A 21,362-nucleotide genomic window follows, 5' to 3' on the forward strand; every position below is an offset into this window, starting at 1 on the left:
TTGAATAACAAATACTTAAACCACTCCCAGTGAGTACTTTTTTTGTGATCATCGTACTACACGAATAACTCACTGGAGTTATGTCCATTTTTATAAGTTTTGATACCCCTTGGGAAACAAAAAAGCCTGTTTAAATGATTTAAACAGGCTTTTGAATGATTTGTATGACTTTTTCGTGGAGATGCAGGGATTCGAACCCTGGTCCAGAACAGGGAAACCCTGCGCCTTCTACATGCTTATCCTCGTTTAAGTTTTCGAGCCTGACAAGGTACAAGGCGAACCCGCGTCAAAACCTTAGATACTGGTGTCTCGTTGAATTTCCGTACCACTATTTCAACCAGCGCTGATTTGCGACACCCCGGAGCCCAACCATCAGCACGTAGGTTGGAGGGATGATGGCATTTGGTTAATCCTCCGGATTAAGCAGCCATGGCGTAAGTAGATTCGCCAGTTATTGTTTGAGAATATTATTTACGGGAGGTACTCTCAACTCCCGACATGCTTACACACAGACTTCCAGCCCGCTGTCAATACCAGTCACCCCCATTTTAACCTGCAATTAAAACTTCATTTTGAGGTAAAGTATTGTTGCTTTTATTTTACAAAGTTCTTGTTTGAAAAGTTCAAATTGAACGTCTTTTTCTTGTAAAATAATAGGCCGTTTAGTATCGAACGTTCAGCCCGTCTTTGCCGTTCAGACCGTAACCAGTTGCCGTTCAGAGCATAAACGCCTTCCGTTCAGCCTGGCTGCGCCATTCAGACAGGAATCAAAATTCCCAGCGATAACTCACAACCGGAATCATGCCCAATTGATTTTGACGCACTACTTTTTTCTGATACGTGTCATAATAACTGTATGCATCGTTTTTGGTACCGGAAATATTCTGAATATCCAAAGCAAGCGTCCGGCTAAACTTAGCTTTGCTTTTTTTCCAGTAAATTCGAAGATCCGGCCGGAAATAATCTCTCATTTTTAAAGTAAATGCCTGGTCGTTCAGGTAAACTGTCGAATTACTTTGAGAAGAAGCTTCGAAATCAATTGGTGTATCGCGAAACCCTCCTATCCAAAGTATCTTGGTATTAATCCCCCAGGTACTTTCCTTCCTGTTTTTAAATTCCTTACCTCCTGTAAAACTGAAAGTATGCCCGCCATTAAACCGGCTGTCGCGGCGAATTCCATCACTACCCACATACTTTGAACTATATAGCGACCCAGACAGCAAAATATAAAACTGATCAGTAAGAAGCTTTTGATAAGTCCCTTCCACGCCGTAATTGTTACCGGTACCATTATTGACAAGGTTTTGATCTATATAGGTTTCCACCAGATTAATTGCTGAAAATGAAGATTGTGACGACGCACTGACAGGTACCTGGTAAAGTTCCTGTGAATAAACCTCCACTTTCAGACTGCTGCTTTTCCTGAATTTCTTTTGATAACCTACAACAAACTGAGTGGATTTTGTTGGGTGGATTTTTCTGTTAAAAGCAAAAGCATCGGATCCTGACAAATAAACCTGTGGCAGTTGAAGCTGACTATGCCGCCCGTAGGAAAAACTAAACTGCCCGGACTTGCTCACCTGCCAGCGCAAAGCACCTCTTGGTTCGTAAGAATTACTTCTGGTAGTGGTATAATGCAGATAATGCACGCCCACCTCAGCAGTTAAAACAGGAGAAATGTAGTAAGTTAAACTTGCAAATGGCTGAAAAATAAACCCTTTAATACTGTTGCTTATTAAGCCCAAATCACCGGGGCGCGTGATTTCGTCGAATTGCCAGGTTCCGTAAACACCGCCTTTTAAACGAAACTCGCTGCTGTATTTGTGGGTTATAATGCTGCTAGCCGAGATTTTGCTTTTCGCCATTTTGTCGCTTTCAAAAAGCTTCCGGTCTTCAAAATTTTCTTTATTTACAGTGTAGGCATATCTGGAAGTGCTGAGTCCGGAAGCCACAACGGTTGAATTTAAAGCACTTCTTTTTCCCAGGGATATTGCATGAGTTGCGCCGGCTGCCCCCATTTTATTTTTGTAAATGATATTATATCCATCTTTTTGAAACTCCCAGGCGGTTGTGTCTTTGTCAGGCGAAAAGGTATTACTGCTGTTTCCGCCTAAACCAAAAAAAGTAAACGTTCCTGCTTTGGCGGTCGGCAGATTGATATTAAATGAAAAATCCTGAAAATTAATTGACTCGCCGCCAAAATCCACTCCGATGGCCCCAAGCAAGCCGGTAAATGAATAACGGTAATTTGCCAGGTAGGATGCTTTTGACTTTTTAGAAAACGGACCTTCGGCGGCAATATCCAGTCCGATTAACCCAACCTGTGCTACGAATTCCGTTTTTTCATCGTTACCCTTTCTCAGATTCATGTCCAGAACACCCGACAAGGCATTACCATATTGAGCAGGAAATGCGCCTGTCAGAAAATAGGTTGTACCTAGTAACTGTGTACTCAAAATATTCACTCCGCCGCCAGTTTGCGTAGCACGATCGCTAAAAGTACCTGCATTGGAAAGATGATTGGGATTAACAATTTCAACCCCTTCCAGCCGCCATTGCATGCTATTCGGTGAATTACCACGTATCACCAGTCCGTTTGCCTGGTCGTTGGTAGTTGCTACACCAGCGAAGGATGTAGCAACCCGCGCCGGATCCAGATAGGTTGCCGCATAACGTAAAGTCTGCTCAATTGTAATTGCCTGTATACTGTTAAATGCAACATGCCCGGCTGACGATACGACTGTTGCTTCATCCAGCTGTCTGCCGGCAGGATTCAGTCTGATCTCCTGAATACTTTCTTTCCCTGATTCAAGTAAAATTTCCGGAATCGTGATCGTCTCATAACCCAGATAGGAAACAGTTAAAACATATCGTCCGACAGGAATCCGGTCAAATCTGAAAATACCCTCTGCGTTGCTGCCGATCCCCAACCCGGCAGGTGAAAGCTGAATACTCGCATTAACAAGCGGAATACCGGTATCTGCATCCTTTACGGTTCCGCGAATAGTTGATGTATACGATTGTGCAAAAGAAAGAGAGCCGGTAAAGACAAGCAAAAGGAGAATTCTGATCATTTGTTATTGGGTAAAAAAATTAATCTCCTGTAAAAGTAACCTGTTCGGCGATACTAATCATTTATCACAAATCTTAAATTTCCATCAGGCACATAGGGGGAACGCCGCGGACAGCTGTCATAACATGGAAAACAATAATCATCTAATCGACATCAATATGAAAAATTTATTAGGCCTGTCCCTTTTTCTGTTTTTATTAACAGCCTGCGAAAGTGAAAAAGTAGTGAGTGAAAACAACCTTCCAAACTCAGCTAAGGAATACGTAGAAGCACATTTTCCGTCAGCCTCAATTCAGCAGGTTGTAAAAGAAAGAGACGATTTGAAAACAAGCTTTGACGTGATTCTTGACAACCAGGTAAAATTGAGCTTTGACAAAGACGGCGATTGCTACGATGCAGAGGGAACGTTAACTACAAAACTTCCCGACTCAGTTATCCCGCTAAAAGTCCTGGAATATGTACAAAAAACCTATCCTGACCAATTCATTACAGATTGGGAAAAAGACAAAACTAACCAGGAGATAAAATTATCCAGCCGGCTTGAACTGGTATTCAACCTGAGTGGTGGATTTTTGAGAATAAACGACTAATAACAAACAGTTTAATCTTCATAAAGACGGGGCATCTGCTTCGTCTTTTTTTCGTTTGAAACGGGTCATAAAAATTATGTTAACATAAATATTTTAAGAATTATTTTTATTTATACATTTTTATTCTACATTTGTAGAGCAATATATCAAATTGTAGAGCAAAAAAAACAAATACGAATGCAGCTGACAAAAACCGAAGAACAGATTATGCAATACATCTGGAAGCAAAAAAAAGTCTTTATGAAAGATCTGATTGAATGCTTTCCCGATCCAAAACCTGCCACCACCACCGTTGCAACCCTTTTAAAAAGAATGCAGGATAAAGGCTTTGTGGGATATACATTGTTTGGCAATTCAAGGGAATATTATCCACTGGTAAAAAAGACAGACTATTTTACCAACCATGTAAATGGGATCGTCAAAACATTTTTTAATGACTCTATTTCACAGTTTGGGTCATTTTTCGCGAAAGACACCAACATGACAACCGAGGAGCTTGAAGAATTAAGAAAAGTAATTGACGAGGAAATTCAAAGAAAGAAAAATGACTAGCTACATCATTAAATCGATCCTTTGCTCCGGCATTCTTTTGGCCGTCTATCATCTCTTTCTGCAAAAGGAAAAGATGTGTCGCTTTAACAGATTTTATCTGCTTGCGGGCATTGTTTTTTCGCTGGTAGTCCCGCTTGTCAGTATTGAATTAGAGTCAGATTCGATACCGACAGCTATTTCTAAGTATGATAGAACCTCAAATTTTGTGATGGATTTAACCGTACGGAACGTAGCTGTAAAATCTGACATTGACATTTCAAAGTCTGATACAAACTGGCTGGAATATGCACCAATAAGTATTTACATTTTTGTAGTCCTGTTACTGCTTGCCAGGCTAATCCGTAATTTGCGCATCATTTTCTCTAAAAAATACGGAACCGAGTTAATCTTTTACCAGGGAATCAACATAGTACTGCTGCCCGAACCAACGGTAACTTTTACCTTCCTGAATCACATTTTTGTAAACAAGAACGACTATCTGCAGAAGTTGATCGAAGATGAAGTACTGATTCATGAAATGGCTCATGTCAGGCAAAAACATTCGCTCGATATTCTTTTCATAGAGGTTATCCAGGCATTGTACTGGTTTAATCCGTTCTTTTTTTTCTACAAAAAAGCCATTCAGCTTAATCACGAATTCTTGGCCGACGAAGCGGTCATTTCGAAACATTTCAGTGTAAGCAGTTATCAGTTAATGCTTTTAGATAAAATCCTTTGCACAAAGCAAGTGAACCTCACCAGCAGTTTTAACTATTCAATAACCAAACAACGACTAGCCATGATGACCAGGACCTCAAACAAAACCATTCAAATGCTGAAAAAACTTGCTACCCCATTGCTTACCCTTTGTATTGCTTTTGTTTTTTGCGAAAAAATTTACTCTCAGGAAAAGGGTAATACTGCTATAAAAAAGGCAGAGCCGGTTATGAAGTCAGGAAATATCAGAATAGCTGACAAATCAATTCCAACCAAGCGTCCAAAGGGACTGTATGAGCAAAAATCCGGACCTGGGCTTTCCGCGGAAAAGTATGGAGTGTTTATAAGCACGATTGAAAATCATACGAAATATGTAACATCCGAAAAAGGGCTAAAATACTCAATTGTTGAGATGTCGTCCGATTTAGAAAACCAGATGTATGACCTATATATGCTGATGACCAAGGATCAGCAAATAAAAGTTTATGATTCGGGAATAACAATTTTCAAAATGGACATGCCTGTTAAAAAAGCACCAACTCCCGAAATGTTTGAGAATTGGAAGAAACCGACCGTTTTCGGAATTTGGATCAATGACAAACATGTACCAAATTCAGCATTGGATAAATACAAATATTCCGACATAGCCGAATATGACCTCAGCAAACTATACGGTGCAGCATTGAAAGGACGTATTTACAAGTATCAGCTCAACTTGCTTACGAATGATTACTTTGACAAAACTTATGACTACCGCGTAAAGAATCTTGTTTTAATCTCAAAATGATTTGTCAAAACTCCTTCATTGATAGACCGATGGAGACATTTTATCAATAAATTCACCGTATCAAAGACATTTCGATTCAACCGTATTCTGTGCTATTGAGTATCATGCTTTCTATATAAATTCCTTTAATTACGATTGAGGTAAAAGAACATTCAACAGTAGCTCAACCTGCCAGGTGAATTTCAACAGTTGATAACCGTGCTGTCTTAGCCAACACAAACCAACTAATATTCTCGGCAAGCAATTCGAGCAAATAGGATTTTGATGCCTCACTTTTCAGATTTATCGTACTTTTGCCCGGCACAACAGGAATCAGAAAATGAAGGTTGAAGAAATAGAATCGTTTTTTAAAAGTTTACAGGATCATATTTGCAGTTCGATTGAAGAGGCTGATGGAACGGCTAAATTCCAGGAAGATCTTTGGGAACATCATTCCGGCGGCGGCGGACGCACACGGTTGATTCAAAACGGAAGTGTGATCGAAAAAGGCGGAGTCAATTTCTCTAAGGTTCAAGGTGAAGTACATCCTCGTTTACGACAACAAATGAACCTGGGAGAAAACGATAATTTTCACTTCACCGCAACAGGCGTTTCCATTGTGATGCATCCGAACAATCCCAACGTACCGATCATCCACATGAACGTTCGTTATTTTGAGCTGAATAATGGCACCTGCTGGTTTGGCGGCGGCATCGATCTTACTCCGCATTATGTCGTTGAAGAAGATGCCAGAAATTTCCACGAACATTTAAAAACAGCCTGTGACAAACATCACCCGGATTTCTATTCTAAGTTTAAAGAATGGGCTGATGATTATTTTTACATTCCCCACAGAAACGAGACAAGAGGAATTGGCGGGATCTTTTTTGATTATCTCAAACCGGACGAACCGGGAAACGGCCAAAATTTATCAAAAGAACAATTATTCGCTTTTGTAAAGGAAATCGGAGAAAGTTTTGCGCCTGTTTATACGAAGCTGATGACCAAACACCGGGACGAACCTTTTACCGAAAAAGAAAAACAATGGCAATTCCTGCGCCGCGGTCGTTATGTGGAGTTCAACCTGGTTTGGGACCGGGGTACAAAATTCGGACTGGAAACAAACGGCAGAACAGAATCCATCCTGATGAGTTTACCTCCGCAGGCCAACTGGGAGTATAATTTTATTCCTGAAAGCGGTTCGAAAGAAGCAAAAACGCTCGAATGGTTACGGAAGGGTGTAGAATGGGTAAGTTAGTCGTATCAATGTTAAACTTGTTGTTTTGATGTTTGATTGTTTGCACGTTTGAATGTTGCTCCGTTGAGGTTTAAACCCTAACTGTCAAACATTGGAAACAAAAAAAACCTTAAACAATCTCCGGCAACTCCCAACTTTCTGACAGATCGTAAAACAGATATCCGTTTTTAATGGTCAACGGGGATTCGAAATTATTGTGATACAGCTGACCGGTGCCCAGCCCCTGCGGTAAAGTATTGTTAGAAGCTGCGGTGAACTGCGCTATTGCATTTAAACCGATATTGGACTCCAAAGCCGAAGTTACCCACCAGCCGATATTGAGCCTGTTTGCAATTTCGATCCATTCCTTTGTATGCTGAAAACCTCCGAGTAATGTAGGTTTCAAAATGATAAAAGGCGGCTGTATTTTTTTAAGCAGAGCAAACTTTTCACGATAATCAAAAATACCGATTAGCTCTTCGTCCAGCGCAACGGGTACCGGAGATGACTTACAAATTTCTGCCATCCGATCATGCTGCCCGGCTTTGATTGGCTGTTCTATTGAATGCAGGTCAAATTCAGACAGTCGTTTCAATTTTTCATTAACTTCATCCGGCTGAAAAGCGCCGTTTGCATCTACCCTTAATGTAATTTCGTCTTTTGAAAAACGCTTCCTGACAGATCTTAAAACGGTAAGTTCCTGTTCAAAATCAATCGCCCCGACTTTCATTTTTAATGTAGAAAATCCCAGGCTCAGCTTTTGATCAACCTGTTCGAGCATATTTTCACAGGAACCCATCCAGATCAGGCCGTTCATCAAAATTCCTTTTTGGCCAGCAGAAAATTCATTTTTGTAAATGATCCTTTTACCTCCGTTCATAAAGTCCAGCAAAGCCATTTCCATTCCAAATCTTGCAGACGGAAGATGTTCAGGAACAATCTGTTCTAAAATAATGGAAAGATTGAAAGGAAAAACTTCAAGATCCATTTCATTAAACGTTTCGCAAACAGAAGTTAGCTGTTCTTCAAAATCAGGAATATCGTCAATGCTAAGTCCCGGCAACGGGCCGCACTCGCCATAACCCTCAATACCCGGCTGATCGGAATCGGTAACTTTAAGTATCCAGGAATTTCGCTGTGTCATCACTCCCCGTGAAGTTCCTGCCTCCTTTTTAAATTTGAGCAGGTGGGGTTTAAACACAATTTTTAACGGCATGATTGGCGATGTCAGATTTCAGGGGGCACAATATTAGCCAAAAAATATGTAATTATGCAGATACATGGAAGAACATAATTGGATAAAAACAATACTTACGCCGCTGTCGTGGATTTACGGATCTGTCACCAGTGTACGTAACAGATTGTACGACCAGCATATTTTCTTATCTCAAAAACCGGAACAATTTACAATTTCAATAGGAAACCTGACCGTTGGCGGAACTGGAAAAACACCTATGACTGAGTATCTTGTACGGATGCTTCAGCCTGATTTTCATCTTGCCATTTTAAGCCGTGGATATGGCAGAAAAACAAAGGGTTTTCTGTTGGCCGGGTCACAATCCACAGCCGAAGATATTGGTGACGAACCGCTTCAGTATTTCCAAAAGTATGGTAAAAAAGTGGCTGTGGCTGTTTGTGAAAAACGTGTGGAAGGCGCGAAGCAGTTGGCGGATCTTCGTCCGGATAATAATTTGTTACTACTCGACGACGCATTTCAACACAGGGCAATAAAGCAGGATATTAAGATTTTGCTTAATGATTACAACCGACCTTTTTACAATGATCTACCCTTTCCGGCTGGTCGTTTGAGAGAAAACAGAAATGGCGCTTTACGTGCCGATGCGATTGTGGTAACCAAATCTCCAACTGACTTACCGGAATCGGATCGGAAAAAAATTATTGAAAAAATCAGAAAATACAGCAATCCAAAAGCACCGGTTTTCTTCTCATCCATCCGGTATGCACAGCCTGTCGACTATTCCGGCAGCGAGGTTACGCTAAAGAATGTTAAACTGGTGGCCGGAATCGCAAATCCACAAACGTTCATTACACATCTGAGCCAGCATTTTAACGTTATTGAAGAAATAATTTTCCCTGATCATTATAATTACACATCTGCCGATCTGGAACGACTGATTAAGTACCTAAAAAACGATACTTTTGTGGTGACAACCGAAAAGGATATGGTCAAACTAAAACCGCTGGTCGAAAAATCAGGTCTTGCCACTCAATTTGCTTATATACCCATTGCAGTTGATTTTGGAAAAGATACCGGACCGTTTAGTGAATGGCTTAAAAACCGCCTTCCATAACCAATTATAAATTCGGCAGAAATACAGTTTCCTTTATGAGAATTGCTTTAAGTTTAATATTCTGGGTCTTTTTGAGCTTCATCTTTGCCGGCCATCAGGTTTCGGCACAGGTTAGTTTACCCGGAGGAATGAGAATGCCAACCGGTGGCGGCGGAGGTAGTGGTGGAGGCGGAACTGCTGTTCTGGATGACAGCACCAAAAATATTTATGGTCCCAAAACCACGCTTCATTATTACGAAAACGATATTCTCAACAACCGGGATTCTCTAAGATATCGCGTTGATACTGCGCTGACCAATTTCCATCGCTGGTCGCCAATCGATCAGTCATGGGGAAAGCTGGTGGACCTGGGAAACATTGCAACGGCTTCGAGAAGTATTTTCTTTCAACCGCGCCAGGATATTGGTACGCAATTAGGACTCCGTGCCTATGACGCTTACGCCATCAGGGATGAAGTTCCATACATCGACACCAAGTCACAGCATACGTATCTTACTTTTGTAAATGGTGGTAAAAAAACATCAATGGGCCGCTTTGGATATTCTCAAAACGTGCACTCACGCCTGAACTTTGGCCTGAACTTTCAAAGGCTTACTTCAAATAAACAATATGGCGTTTATAACACACTTAGTTCCGGTGCCTTTTTAGGCCAAAACTGGACTTTCATGCTTCATGCAAGCTTTTTTTCCAAAGACAAAAAATATCTTATACTCGCTAATTACCGTCATTTAAACCAAAAAGTACGGGAACAGGGAGGTGTAATCCTGGAAGCAGATGCCACAACCGGAATTATTGACCCCTATCCTTATGAAGGTGCCGCCCGGATTAGTGATGATGCTAATTCCTGGGAACGACGCCATGTTTTTCATGTTTACCAGCAGTATAAACTGGCTAATGGTTTTCAACTTTTTCAGCAGGGAGATTTTACCAGCGTTATCAATCGCTTCACCGATTTAAGTCTGGAAAGAGGAATTGAAAAAGGGGTGTACAAAATGGTCCGGTTCGACTCTACCTATACCCGGCAGGACAATTATTATAAGTTGCTGGATACCAAGCTGGGTATTAAAGGAAATTTTTCCGGATTTAACTACCGGGCTTATGCGCGACCACGCTTGTATGGTCTGAAAACGGCCGGACAAGTTCCAAATGAACTGGGTTCGCCTTACACTTCCTATCGCACCGGCCTGAAATTTGATAATATCCTCGGAACCTGGCTGGGCTATTATCTGAAAGATTCTGCTCAGTATTTAACCGCTGAGGCTGAATTGAATTTATCCTTAAATGTAGAATATAACCTGAAAGGTGAATTAAACACGAAATGGGGAAAAGCAGGTGTTCAGCTTATCCAAACAGCACCGGATCTGATTGCGCAGCGTTATTCGGGAAATCATTTTAACTGGCGTAATAATCTGGACCCTCAGAAAGTATTGACACTTTATGCTTCACTTCCGTTAAAAACGAAACGTATCGATTTCACACCTGAAGCACAAATCCATCAGATCGTCGATTACATATATTATGACACACTGGCACTTCCAACCCAGTTTGATCCGCGGTTTGGTATTTATCGCATCGGTGCTACTACGGCAAGTCATTTCAAAAGATGGAATTTTGCGGGAATGGCTTATTTTTCAGGGACGGATAATAGCGACATTTTTAAAGTGCCCAATATTTTTGCCAGCGGAGAAGTTACTTTTGACTTCATTTATGCGAAGGTTTTATACATTCAGCTGGGGATTGCTGCCAGATACAGGTCAACTTATTATGCAGATGCCTACATGCCGATAACTCAGCAGTTTTACCGGCAAAACACTTCGCAGATTCAGGGACGCGTCGTTACGGATGCATTTGCTAATGTACGTATTAAAAGAGTAAGGCTGTTTTTCCAGATGTCTTATCTCAACATGGGCGGCGGCGGCAATATATTCCCTGCCGGCTATTACGTAACTCCGGGTTATCTTGGACAGGCAAGAGCTTTTTCTTTTGGCATACACTGGCCTTTATTTGATTAAATTTGCCACATGTCTCTTACCACATTAGGTCTTGAACTTCCAACTGATCCCAGGTGGGTCAATATCGCTGCGATGCAAATCGGCGATGTGCTGATTGACCATGCATATTGCGAACAGAAAGCCGCATCCAGCTGTATTTCGCTGATCGTACATTATCCGGAAAAACCAAAAATTGTGGAAACGCTCACGCCAATCGTTGCAGAGGAATGGGGGCATTTTCAGGCTGTTTTGAAAGAACTTAGGAAAAGAAATATTCCGCTTGGCCGGCAGCGAAAAGATGAATACGTTGGGCAGCTCTTAAAACTGGTTCGGAATAAAGGTGATTACGAAGAAGCACTTCTTGACCGGCTTTTGATTTGTGCATTAATTGAAGCAAGAAGCTGTGAACGTTTTAAATTACTGTCAGAATCGCTGGAAGACCCGTCTTTACAGAAATTCTACCGTGAACTTATGATTTCCGAAGCCGGGCATTACCGGACGTTCATCGAACTTGCGGAAGAATATATTCCACAAGACCTGGTTCGTAACCGTTGGAAGGAATTGCTCTACGAAGAAGCAGAGATCATTAAAACACTGAAACCAAGAGGAGACCGGATACATTAGAGTTGTAATTTACTCTATTTAAAACTCCTGAAACCGCGCTTAACCAACAAAGCATGCAAACGTTCCTGCAGCAAGTCGCCGCTCATATTTTCAGAAATCATCCTACCGACCTTACCGGAATTACGATTGTAGTTCCTACGAAAAGGGCGGCTTTTTTTGTAATACAGGAGCTGGCCAATGCTACCAAGGAACCCATCATGAGCCCGACCGTGCTGGCCGTAGATGATTTCGTGGAAAACATTTGTACTCTTCAGATTGAAGATTCTGTACACCTGCTTTTTGAACTCTACGAAACTTTTAAAGACATTGATCCCGATCTCCAGTTCGACCGTTTTATGGGCTGGGCTTCTGTACTTTTAAGTGACCTGGACAGAATTGATCAGTATCTGGTTGATACAACTTATCTGTTTGATTATCTGTCCGAAGTAAGGGCCATTTCGAGATGGCAGGAAAGCCTGCCGAGCGACCGGATCTTACAGGACAGCGGAGGTACGAAGCAATATTTTTCGCTGTTTAATAATATAAAAAAAATATACGTTGCATTCAGGGAGAGGCTTTTACAAAAAAATAAAGCCTACCGTGGAATGGCTTACCGGCAGCTGGCAGAAAATGTTGATACGCTATTAGTTTCAGATTCGGAATATAAAAAGATCTATTTTGCAGGATTTAATGCATTTACGGACTCTGAAAAAAGGATTGTTACTGCCCTGGTAAAAGCAGGAAAAGCGGAAGCCCTCTGGGATTCGGATTTGTATTACATGCATGAAAATACGGGCGTTGAGGCAGGAAAAAGCTTACGGGATTATCAGAAAGACAGACGTTTTGGCGCAGAGTGGAATTGGTCGACAGATCATTTGCTTACCTCCGAAAAACACATCACGTTATATGGCGTTCCCAATGCGACCCTGCAAACCAAGGTAGCAGGCCAGCTTTACAGGACAATGCGGGAAAAAGACAATCCCGATGAGCCGGTTTTGACTGCGATTGTTCTTGCGGATGAAAATCTGCTGATGCCAATGCTCTATTCGCTGGACGAAGGCGTAACAGACCTGAACGTTACCATGGGTTTGTCGCTGCGTAGTTCGCTGCTTTACACGCTGATTGACAGCATTTTCGAATTACAGCAAAACGTAGTTGAGTTTCGTAACAAGAGCGGACGCACAATACGCGTTCCGAAATTCGGTCATAAATCAATCAGTAAAGTTTTGAACCACCCTTTTCTCCGGCACTATGAATATGTCGTGCTGAAACCGGAAGAAGATGGCCAAACTATTGTTCAGAAAACACTTCGAGAAATAACGGATCAGAACCGTGTTTTCCTGAGTTCAGATGAATTGATGGAATTGGGGAACGGGCATATTTTGTTTAAAATCCTGTTCACGCATTGGCAAAAAAACAATTCGGTCTCTGTCCTTAGCTCGTTTTATCAACTGATTGATTTGCTTCGCGATGTTTACAAAGATTATAAAAACGCTTTGGAAACGGAGTATTTATATCTGTTTTATACACTGCTAAAACAATTTGAACAAACCCTCGAAGAGCGGACGGAACCGATTACTTTGAAAACGCTCCGTTCGTTTATGTTTGAACTGATCAGGCAAACACGAATCCCTTTCAGCGGCGAGCCTATCAGTGATCTGCAGATTCTGGGAATGCTGGAAACACGGGCGCTGGATTTTGAACGAATCATTATTTTATCAGTCAATGAGGGAATATTGCCTCAGGCAAAAAGACAAAATTCGCTTATCCCTTTTGATGCGGCGCAGGCTGTCGGTTTGCCAACCCACCAGCATCAGGAAGCGGTGATGTCTTATCATTTTTACCATTTGCTCCAGCGTGCTTCTGAGGTTCACATGCTTTACACCAGCACCAACGATGCGCCGGGAGGAGGAGAAAAGAGCCGTTTTATACAGCAGGTTGAGTACGAGCTGACGCAATACAATCCTTTAATCCACATTGAAAATAAAACGGTTGTATTTGAATCCGGCAAAAGAGAAGAACCGGAAGAATTTATCCAGAAAGACGAAGGAATTCTTGCTGCAATCCGTGGTTATCTGGGTGGCAAAGGCCTCTATCCCACCCATCTGAATGAATTTATCCGCTGCCCTATGCAGTTTTATCTCAAACACATTGTGGGTGTACAGGAAAAGGAAGATGTGGAGGAAGAACTCGGCATGGACAAAATCGGGACCTGGCTGCATAGCTGTCTGGAAAGACTGGATCAGGAATATTTCTTAAACGAAACAGACCCTTCCGAAGAGGAAATTAAAGCTGTTTTGAAACAGGAATTTGATACCCTTTTCCGTGGTTATGTCACAGATCTTGGCCTCAACCGGATTTATTACCAGATTGGCGAGCAGCAAATGCTGACCTTTCTCAGACACCAGATGAACCAGAAACCAAGGCGGAAAATTCTGGCCGCTGAGCAGCCTCTGCGGACCAGCATACAGCTTGTGCTACAGGGAAGTTTCACTCCAGTGAACATCGGAGGAAAAATTGACCGAATTGAACTCGATGAAGACGGGACACTTTATGTGATGGATTATAAAACGGGAAGTGTTGAAATTTCGGGTCGCCAGAAATTATCTGATCCAACACTTAGAGAAGAAGTAATCCGTACCGACCCGGATAGAAAAATGGGTTACGTGCGCCAGCTTTGGCTTTACGAGTATCTCATGTACCGCAAAATGCTGGATGAGAGAGGGTTATACTTAAAAGGAAAAACCTATGAATTTGGGAATTATCTGGTAAAATCCGGATTTTACTCCTTCCGTGACCCTAAAAATCTTATTGCCAACCCACTCGAACTCACCGAAGGTCTCGATCCGGAGATATTTATTTCCAAATCAGAACGAATATTAACCGACATTCTCAATGAGATGCTGGATCCCGATATTCCGTTCCGCAAAACCGAAGAACTAAACACCTGCACGTACTGCGATTTTGTTGGAATTTGTGGCAGATAGGCATTTCGTCACATAGATCGGGGTTTCCGTACCTAACATTTTTTTAATGAAAATAGCGGGACTAACATTGTAGCAAGAAACAAAAAAGCTATATGAAACTCCGCAAAATTGAATTCTGGGCTGCAACGCTCATTGCTTTATTCAGCATTTACATTTTTATCAACAATGCGCTGACACTAACCAGTCAGCCGCAGGATATGGATGTGCTTTCAAAACCTTTTCGCGAAAAGGGGTTGATTTATGACCATTGGCAATATGTAACATTCCCGGATATATCGCTGGTACTTGCGATATATTTTTCTTTCCTTTTTTTAAATGGATACGTTTTCCCAAAATACCAGTTTGTAAAAAAATGGAACTGGCTCGGATTTTGGTCGCTCGTTACGTTTATTTTTCTTGCGTGCTGCACGGCAACCAGTTTCCGTTATCAGCACATTTTAAACAACCCGAATTTCCTGGAAGGTTTTATCCATAACCTGCCGTTGGCGGTTCAGATATTCCTGGTTCTATTTTTCTACGGGGCTGCCAAAACACTTATTCAGTTTTATCTGCTGGACCAGACGCAAAGTCAGACACTGAAAGCGAAGATTCTCAGAGAATTTGTGGTTGTATTTTCGCTCTGGGCCCTGGTTTTGTTCGTCCTGATCTTTACAGGCAATGGCAGTTTTGGACTAGTCTGGCTAACCATTGTTCCGCTGGGTTATTTCATTTATGCTCTGAATCTCTACTGGCTCATTCCGGGTTTTCAGAAAAAGGGCAGAATGCTATACCTTTCTAGACTTTCAATTTCAATCCTAGGCATCTGTTTTTCATTTTTTGTATTTTTTCAAATAGTCGGCCCAAATAGAATTGCTGCGGATCCGGATGCTTTTATCCCGCTGGCAATTGTGTCCTCGGTAATTGCAGTTTCATTTTCATGGTTTGTTTACAGCCAGAATAAGCAACAGCTTCAGCAGCTTTATACACTCAAAACCGAACTGGGCAAATCCTCTGCTGACCTTAGTTTTCTTCGTTCCCAGATCAACCCCCATTTTTTATTCAATGTTTTAAATACTCTATACGGAACAGCTATACAGGAAAATGCAGAAAGAACCAGCGAAGGTATCCAGAAACTAGGTGATATGATGCGGTTTATGCTTTACGAAAACAACCTTGACCTTATCCCCGTTGCCCGCGAAATTGAATACCTAAAGGACTATATTCACCTGCAAAAACTGCGTCTTGCAAGGTCAGAACAGGTTGTTGTCGAGGTAAATATATCCGATGTTCCCTGCCATCATTCCATTGCCCCGATGTTGTTGATTCCTTTCGTTGAAAACGCCTTTAAACACGGAATCAGTTTTCTGAACAAATCATGGATCAATGTTTCGCTTGGATTTGAAGGAAACAGACTTGAGTTTGACATTCATAACAGCATTCATGCAAAAACAGAAACAGACCCTGAAAGTGAACATGGTGGAATTGGACTGGAAAACGTAAAACAGCGGTTACAGCTGCTTTATCCGCGCAGGCATGAGCTTACGATTCGCCAGTCCCAGATGGAATATTTCGTCCACATAAGCATTATCCTCGAGCCATGAAAATAGTTTATTTACTTGCAGTTATCCTTCTTGGGAATATGATTGGTTCCATCAAACAATTTTTACCGGAAAAAGCCTTTCCGGAACCGGTTCAAATTAGTCCTGACAGAACATTTTTTAGTAATTTATCACCAAATAAAAATGAGGACACTCTTACACAATCGGTTACATTTTTTAAAGCACAAAAATGATTCGGACCATAGCTATTGATGACGAGCCGATTGCGCTGGACATTATTTCATCGCTTGCTTCTAAAGTTGATTTTATCAGTTTGGAAGCAAGCTATATTAACGCTTTTGAGGCATTTAAATACCTTGAAAATAATCAGGTTGACCTTATTTTCCTGGATATCAAAATGCCCGATATTTCGGGAATCGATTTTTACCAGCGTCTGAAAAATAAACCGCTGGTTATTTTTACAACAGCTTACACCGAGCATGCTGTTAAAAGTTACGAACTCGACGCGGTGGATTATCTACTGAAACCTTTTTCTCAGGAACGGTTTCTAAAAGCATGTAATAAGGTAAATGATATGCTTGCCCTAAGAGAAAATGCTTTTCAGCAAAAGCCGGATTTCATCTTTTTAAAATCGGGGTATGAACAGGTTAAGGTATTTTTTACTGAAATTCAATTTATCGAAAGTTCAGGTAACTACATGATTTTCACGCTTACCAACAGACGGGTTGTGCCCCGTCTGACCATGCAAGAAACGCTTTTGTTACTGCCTGAGAAGGATTTTATTCGTATTCACCGATCTTTTGTTGTAGCAAAGAATAAAGTCAGCAGGATTGAAAGGCAACAATTACACGTTGGAACTCATGTAATACCAATCGGAAGTGTTTATGCAGAAGCGCTGACTGGCAGTTTTATTTAGGAGGAAACACCTTATAAATGTCCCCACGAATTAAAATGGTTATTAGTACAACCTCAGGTTTGAGATATTCAAGACCTAACCGATATTGACCTATACGGATTCTGTAATAGTTATCCGTCTTTTTCTGACCTTCCATTCGCTTGTAATCAACACCTGCTTCTTCAAGTGTTTCAGAAGGTTCCAGCCGGAGAACCAAATCAAATACGGATTTTTGGATATGTTTAGGGGTAGACAGAAGCGCCTTTTTAAACCTTATTTTATACCTTACTTCCATCCCATTTCTGCTTTCAGCTGAGATATAGGAAAGGTTGGCTCCTCTTTTGCCGCCTCCATCAATTCCACCATGAAATAGTCTTCAAGTTTTTCATTTTCTATTATTGCCAAAATCTGTTTTATCTCAGATTCAGTCCAGTTCCCACGCTGTTTTTTTACGCTAAAGGTTGGTGCCGGTATACCAATTTGCTCTGCGAGGAAGGAATTTTTATAACCCGATTTATTGATAAGATTTGCCATATTTTTTTTTAATTCAATATAGCTTTCCACAATGTCGATCATCATATCGCTTTCGTTACAAAACACTTAATTTTTTCACTCAAAAATAAGTAATAAAATTTAAAATATGAATCCTGGATTATCTTATACAACTTTATTCACCAATTCTTCATTTGCTACAAACGCGTCAATATTCTTAAACGAAATAACCGCAATCTGTTCCATCGCCTCTTTGGTGAAGAATCCCTGGTGTGAGGTAATCAGCACGTTGGGGAAAGAAATAAGCCGGGCGATGAGATCATCCTGGATAATATCTTCTGAAAAATCCCTGAAAAACAAATTAGCTTCCTGCTCATAAACATCCAGTCCCAATGAACCAAGTTGTCCGCTTTTTAATCCTTCTATTACGTCAGACGTATGAACAAGTCCGCCCCGGCTCGTATTGATAAGCATCGCACCCGGCTTAAACAGTTTTAATGTATCTGCGTTGATCAAATGGTGAGTACTTTCCAGTAACGGACAATGCAGTGAAACAATATCGGCATCCGCAAGTGTCTCTTCCAGCGTTCCATACACTACGCCGGATTGCTGCAAAGCAGGATCGAGATGAATGTCAAAAGCAGCAATGTTACAGCCAAAACCACTTAATATTTTGCAAAAAGCTTTACCGATACTTCCTGTGCCGATCACGGCAGCTTTCCGGTTGTGGAGGTTAAAACCCATCAGTCTTTCCAGAGAAAAATTGCCTTCCCTTATGCGGTTGTAAGCTTTATGCGTTTTTCGGTTTAGTGTCAGGATCAACGCCATCGCATGTTCGGCAACGGCCTCCGGCGAATATGCAGGAACACGAACAACTGAAATACCTAATTCCCGGGCCGCCTTAATATCCACGTTATTAAACCCTGCGCAGCGTAATACAACAAGTTGCACTCCGTTATCGGCCAGTACCGTCAGCACCGCTTTATTGATCACGTCGTTTACAAAAACACAAACTGCATCAAATCCTTTTGTAAGCAACGCCGTTTGTTCGTTTAACGGTACTTTCATAAAAGTGATATCATGACCGGTATTGTATTCATTCAGGAACTGTTCGTCGTAGTGGTGCGTACTGAAGGTAGCGATTTTCATGGCGTGATCATTTTTGATTTGCCAAGTTACTAATTGCATCTTAGAAAGTCACTTTAACAAATCCCGGATAAGATAAACTGAATATCAGCAAATAACATAAAGCAGCGTTTTTGCTCCAGTGAAACTTATCTATATTTGTGAAATGACAGAACTATCATCCATACGGCAAATTCTTATGCAGTTGAAAATGAGCTGGTTGAAAAGTTTCATGTCAGCTCTACAGGTTTATTTGGCTCAATTGTTCGTAACGATTTTACCGATTCCAGTGACGTTGATATTATCGTTGAGTTTAACCGGCCTATCGGAATTGAATTTGTTGACCTGGCCGATTATATTGAAAGTAAGATCAGGAAAAATGTTGATCTCGTTTCCAGGAATGGTATAAAACCCAAATACTTTCAGGCGATACAATCAGAAATTATCTATGTCTAAGCGGAACCCACAACTTCTAGTACAGGACATTTTGAACAGTGGTATAAAAATACTGGAATACACAGATCATACTCATTCGAAGATTTTATCAACGATAGTAAAACAGTGGATGCCGTGGTAAGAAATTTTGAAATAATTGGTGAGGCATCGAACCGGCTATCAGATGATTTCAAAGATCAACATCCAGAAATTAACTGGCACAGGATACGCGGATTTAGGAACAGAATTGTACATGACTACTTCGGCATTGATTATGCCATAGTTTGGGAAGTGAAAAGAGTATTTTTACCTGATCTTATTACCAAGTTAAATTTAATCGTTTAGGTTATTATGGGATTGGGTTTACCTGATCAAATATATTCTTTCTCTTTTCACAACTTCCCTTCAACCCAAACTGCCGCCAAACAGACCATCACAATCCCAAACCACATCCAGGAAGAAAACTGCCTTTTGATTCCTTCTTCAATCTTCCGGTCAGGGCCAATCATTGCTTCGGTCAATCTTGTTTTGTAAGTATTATAAGTGCGTAGAAAATCCTGCATTTTTGTGAGATTAAAGGTTTCACCTGCGTTTTGAACAAACATTTCAGTTCCCAAAGAATCGGATAAAGTAAGCCAACCCGACTGTACGGGACTAAAGGAACCAGTTGCCGATTGAACGTTCAATGCGGAGCCATTCAGGAAAACAGTATCGTCTTCAACTTGTAACAGCTTTGGTTTTTTTGGAAAATTATTCAGGTTAATTGTGGTTTTTAAATTCTGGTATATCGGGGCTGTAAGATCTATGTTTGATTTAGTCGGCGGATGCACAATGGCCAAAATCGCGTTCCAAACTTTCTGATAAGCAACGCTGTCACCTGTCAGCATCAGTGGAAACGTTTCGTTCAGAAGGCTCACGCCAATATTTCCCCTTGTTTTCTCAACCAACACCGGGTATCCGGGAACCAACACAGCATGATTGGAAGCGACAAACTGGTATGGCAAAGCAGTCAGCTCAGGCGAAATGGTAACGGCCTCTTCATTAGAACTTCTTCTGGTTTGAATCTTTGTTCCCAAAGTACCATTGATAGCGGCAATTTCTTTTAAAGGATTTGTCAGATTGATGAACAACACACTTTTACCATTGGCAACTGCTTTTTTGACAATACTGTTTGAAGCATTTCCCGGATCAGTAATCACTACATCAGGATCCTTTGCCTTGTTAATTGTGAGTTTGCTTTGAATGTCTTTTGAAAGAGCCGTAGTGTATAAAACCGAATGCCCGTTTTTCCCCAGCCAACCCGCAAGATTACGGCTCTCAAAATCCGGATTATCAAGTATGAACTGAAAAGTCAACGGCTCGGACGGTCGGGCATAGAATCGCAAGGTATCAATGATTTTGCCATTTAGAGACAAATCTACCGAACTTCGTCCTTCTGTAAAAACCGGAAAATTCAGAGTGAATGATTTCGTTTCTTTATTTAATTTAACTGAATCCAAAGTCTGGCTGCCGTAACTAAGTTTCAGAACCTGCGCGACGGAAGATTTTATATGTCCTTTAACCTTCTGCATTTCGCCTTTTCTAAGAATCGCTTTCCAGGTTAATTCCTGCAATTGGTCCGGCTTAACGTAGGAAATATATTTAATGGCCGGATGATGTTCCGATTGAAGCAATGTTGAAAAAACAGATGGATGAAAATCCGCTCCTGCTAAAATTACAGTATCAAGACTAGCCAGACTTTCCAAGTCTTGAAGACTTGAAAAGTCTAAAATTTCGGCTGATTTCAAACTATCGGTTAGTGACTTCGCAAATTCCGAGGAAACATTTTTACCAAAAATAATCCCGGTTGCAGATGACGATTCTCTTTTTAAATAAGGCTGTAAAATAAAACCCATCACTGCAACCCAAAGCACAACATTAAGACCCAATTTCAGTGCTTGTCTGCCTGTAAATCCTGATGAATTCCTAAAAACCAGCAACCACAGCTGCATTGGAAGAACAGCAACGGCAAGCACAAATATGAGCTGGTTTAAAAAATCCGACCAGTCGTAGTTAAATTGAATCATATGT

General features: G+C 41.1%; 19 protein-coding genes and 1 other RNA gene. 13 read left to right on the forward strand and 7 right to left on the reverse strand.

Annotated features, from left to right (window positions below; genetic code table 11):
- Window positions 1-173 precede the first annotated feature (173 nt).
- Window positions 174-545: a transfer-messenger RNA gene (gene ssrA, locus E0F88_RS00885) on the reverse strand.
- 222 nt (window positions 546-767) lie between these two features.
- On the reverse strand, window positions 768-3,074 hold the full coding sequence (locus E0F88_RS00890; RefSeq protein WP_131955753.1) for a TonB-dependent receptor: 2,307 nt from the start codon (window positions 3,072-3,074) through the stop codon (window positions 768-770).
- Between the two features lie 157 nt (window positions 3,075-3,231).
- On the opposite strand from E0F88_RS00890, the gene E0F88_RS00895 reads away from it, so the two are divergent.
- The 4 genes from E0F88_RS00895 to hemF all read left to right on the forward strand — a co-directional run bounded on the left by E0F88_RS00895 (window position 3,232) and on the right by hemF (window position 6,935).
- On the forward strand, window positions 3,232-3,663 hold the full coding sequence (locus tag E0F88_RS00895) for a PepSY-like domain-containing protein (protein ID WP_131955755.1): 432 nt from the start codon (window positions 3,232-3,234) through the stop codon (window positions 3,661-3,663).
- A 177-nt stretch (window positions 3,664-3,840) separates the two neighbouring features.
- A complete protein-coding gene (locus tag E0F88_RS00900) occupies window positions 3,841-4,215 on the forward strand; it encodes a BlaI/MecI/CopY family transcriptional regulator (RefSeq protein WP_131955757.1) in 375 nt (124 codons plus the stop codon).
- Window positions 4,208-5,698, forward strand: a complete 1,491-nt coding sequence (locus E0F88_RS00905; RefSeq protein ID WP_131955759.1) for a M56 family metallopeptidase — start codon at window positions 4,208-4,210, stop codon at window positions 5,696-5,698. The genes E0F88_RS00900 and E0F88_RS00905 overlap by 8 nt, the downstream gene beginning before the upstream one ends.
- 319 nt (window positions 5,699-6,017) lie before the next feature.
- Window positions 6,018-6,935 (forward strand): oxygen-dependent coproporphyrinogen oxidase, encoded by a 918-nt coding sequence (gene hemF / locus E0F88_RS00910; protein WP_131955761.1) that lies wholly within the window; start codon window positions 6,018-6,020, stop codon window positions 6,933-6,935.
- Between the two features lie 109 nt (window positions 6,936-7,044).
- On the opposite strand, the gene menC is transcribed toward hemF, so the two are convergent.
- The gene (menC, locus tag E0F88_RS00915) at window positions 7,045-8,130 is read right to left on the reverse strand and encodes an o-succinylbenzoate synthase (protein ID WP_131955763.1); all 1,086 of its coding nucleotides are present in this window, start codon (window positions 8,128-8,130) and stop codon (window positions 7,045-7,047) included.
- Between the two features lie 64 nt (window positions 8,131-8,194).
- On the opposite strand from menC, the gene lpxK reads away from it, so the two are divergent.
- The 7 genes from lpxK (at window position 8,195) to E0F88_RS00950 (ending at window position 17,261) form a co-directional block, all read left to right on the forward strand.
- Window positions 8,195-9,226 carry a tetraacyldisaccharide 4'-kinase gene (lpxK, locus tag E0F88_RS00920; protein ID WP_131955765.1) on the forward strand — a complete coding sequence of 344 codons (1,032 nt, stop codon included), beginning with the start codon at window positions 8,195-8,197 and terminating at the stop codon, window positions 9,224-9,226.
- A 71-nt stretch (window positions 9,227-9,297) separates the two neighbouring features.
- A complete protein-coding gene (locus E0F88_RS00925; RefSeq protein ID WP_229213637.1) occupies window positions 9,298-11,238 on the forward strand; it encodes a putative porin in 1,941 nt (646 codons plus the stop codon).
- 9 nt (window positions 11,239-11,247) lie between these two features.
- On the forward strand, window positions 11,248-11,841 hold the full coding sequence (locus E0F88_RS00930; protein WP_131955769.1) for a MiaE family protein: 594 nt from the start codon (window positions 11,248-11,250) through the stop codon (window positions 11,839-11,841).
- 53 nt (window positions 11,842-11,894) lie between these two features.
- Window positions 11,895-14,807 (forward strand): PD-(D/E)XK nuclease family protein, encoded by a 2,913-nt coding sequence (locus E0F88_RS00935; RefSeq protein WP_131955771.1) that lies wholly within the window; start codon window positions 11,895-11,897, stop codon window positions 14,805-14,807.
- 92 nt (window positions 14,808-14,899) lie between these two features.
- Window positions 14,900-16,387, forward strand: a complete 1,488-nt coding sequence (locus E0F88_RS00940) for a sensor histidine kinase (protein WP_229213638.1) — start codon at window positions 14,900-14,902, stop codon at window positions 16,385-16,387.
- The gene (locus E0F88_RS00945) at window positions 16,384-16,578 is read left to right on the forward strand and encodes a hypothetical protein (protein WP_131955773.1); all 195 of its coding nucleotides are present in this window, start codon (window positions 16,384-16,386) and stop codon (window positions 16,576-16,578) included. Before E0F88_RS00940 ends, E0F88_RS00945 begins: the two co-directional genes overlap by 4 nt.
- On the forward strand, window positions 16,575-17,261 hold the full coding sequence (locus tag E0F88_RS00950; protein ID WP_220466201.1) for a LytR/AlgR family response regulator transcription factor: 687 nt from the start codon (window positions 16,575-16,577) through the stop codon (window positions 17,259-17,261). The genes E0F88_RS00945 and E0F88_RS00950 overlap by 4 nt, the downstream gene beginning before the upstream one ends.
- On the opposite strand, the gene E0F88_RS00955 is transcribed toward E0F88_RS00950, so the two are convergent.
- From E0F88_RS00955 to E0F88_RS00965, 3 genes are all read right to left on the reverse strand, one after another.
- A complete protein-coding gene (locus tag E0F88_RS00955; protein WP_131955775.1) occupies window positions 17,254-17,535 on the reverse strand; it encodes a type II toxin-antitoxin system RelE family toxin in 282 nt (93 codons plus the stop codon). The two genes, E0F88_RS00950 and E0F88_RS00955, sit on opposite strands and share 8 nt — an antisense overlap.
- Complete coding sequence (locus E0F88_RS00960) at window positions 17,526-17,804, reverse strand: hypothetical protein (protein ID WP_131955777.1); 279 nt, start codon at window positions 17,802-17,804, stop codon at window positions 17,526-17,528. The genes E0F88_RS00955 and E0F88_RS00960 overlap by 10 nt, the downstream gene beginning before the upstream one ends.
- 93 nt (window positions 17,805-17,897) lie before the next feature.
- The gene (locus E0F88_RS00965; RefSeq protein WP_131955779.1) at window positions 17,898-18,881 is read right to left on the reverse strand and encodes a 2-hydroxyacid dehydrogenase; all 984 of its coding nucleotides are present in this window, start codon (window positions 18,879-18,881) and stop codon (window positions 17,898-17,900) included.
- A gap of 237 nt (window positions 18,882-19,118) precedes the next feature.
- Here E0F88_RS00965 and E0F88_RS00970 point away from each other — a divergent pair, with 237 nt between their 5' ends.
- Together E0F88_RS00970 and E0F88_RS34715 are read left to right on the forward strand one after the other, a co-directional pair.
- Complete coding sequence (locus E0F88_RS00970; protein ID WP_229213666.1) at window positions 19,119-19,313, forward strand: nucleotidyltransferase family protein; 195 nt, start codon at window positions 19,119-19,121, stop codon at window positions 19,311-19,313.
- A 114-nt stretch (window positions 19,314-19,427) separates the two neighbouring features.
- Window positions 19,428-19,637 carry a HepT-like ribonuclease domain-containing protein gene (locus E0F88_RS34715; protein WP_374756304.1) on the forward strand — a complete coding sequence of 70 codons (210 nt, stop codon included), beginning with the start codon at window positions 19,428-19,430 and terminating at the stop codon, window positions 19,635-19,637.
- A gap of 47 nt (window positions 19,638-19,684) precedes the next feature.
- On the opposite strand, the gene E0F88_RS00980 is transcribed toward E0F88_RS34715, so the two are convergent.
- Window positions 19,685-21,358 carry a hypothetical protein gene (locus E0F88_RS00980; protein WP_131955781.1) on the reverse strand — a complete coding sequence of 558 codons (1,674 nt, stop codon included), beginning with the start codon at window positions 21,356-21,358 and terminating at the stop codon, window positions 19,685-19,687.
- Window positions 21,359-21,362: the final 4 nt, after the last annotated feature.

Source organism: Dyadobacter psychrotolerans, assembly GCF_004349265.1.
GTDB lineage: Bacteria > Bacteroidota > Bacteroidia > Cytophagales > Spirosomataceae > Dyadobacter > Dyadobacter psychrotolerans.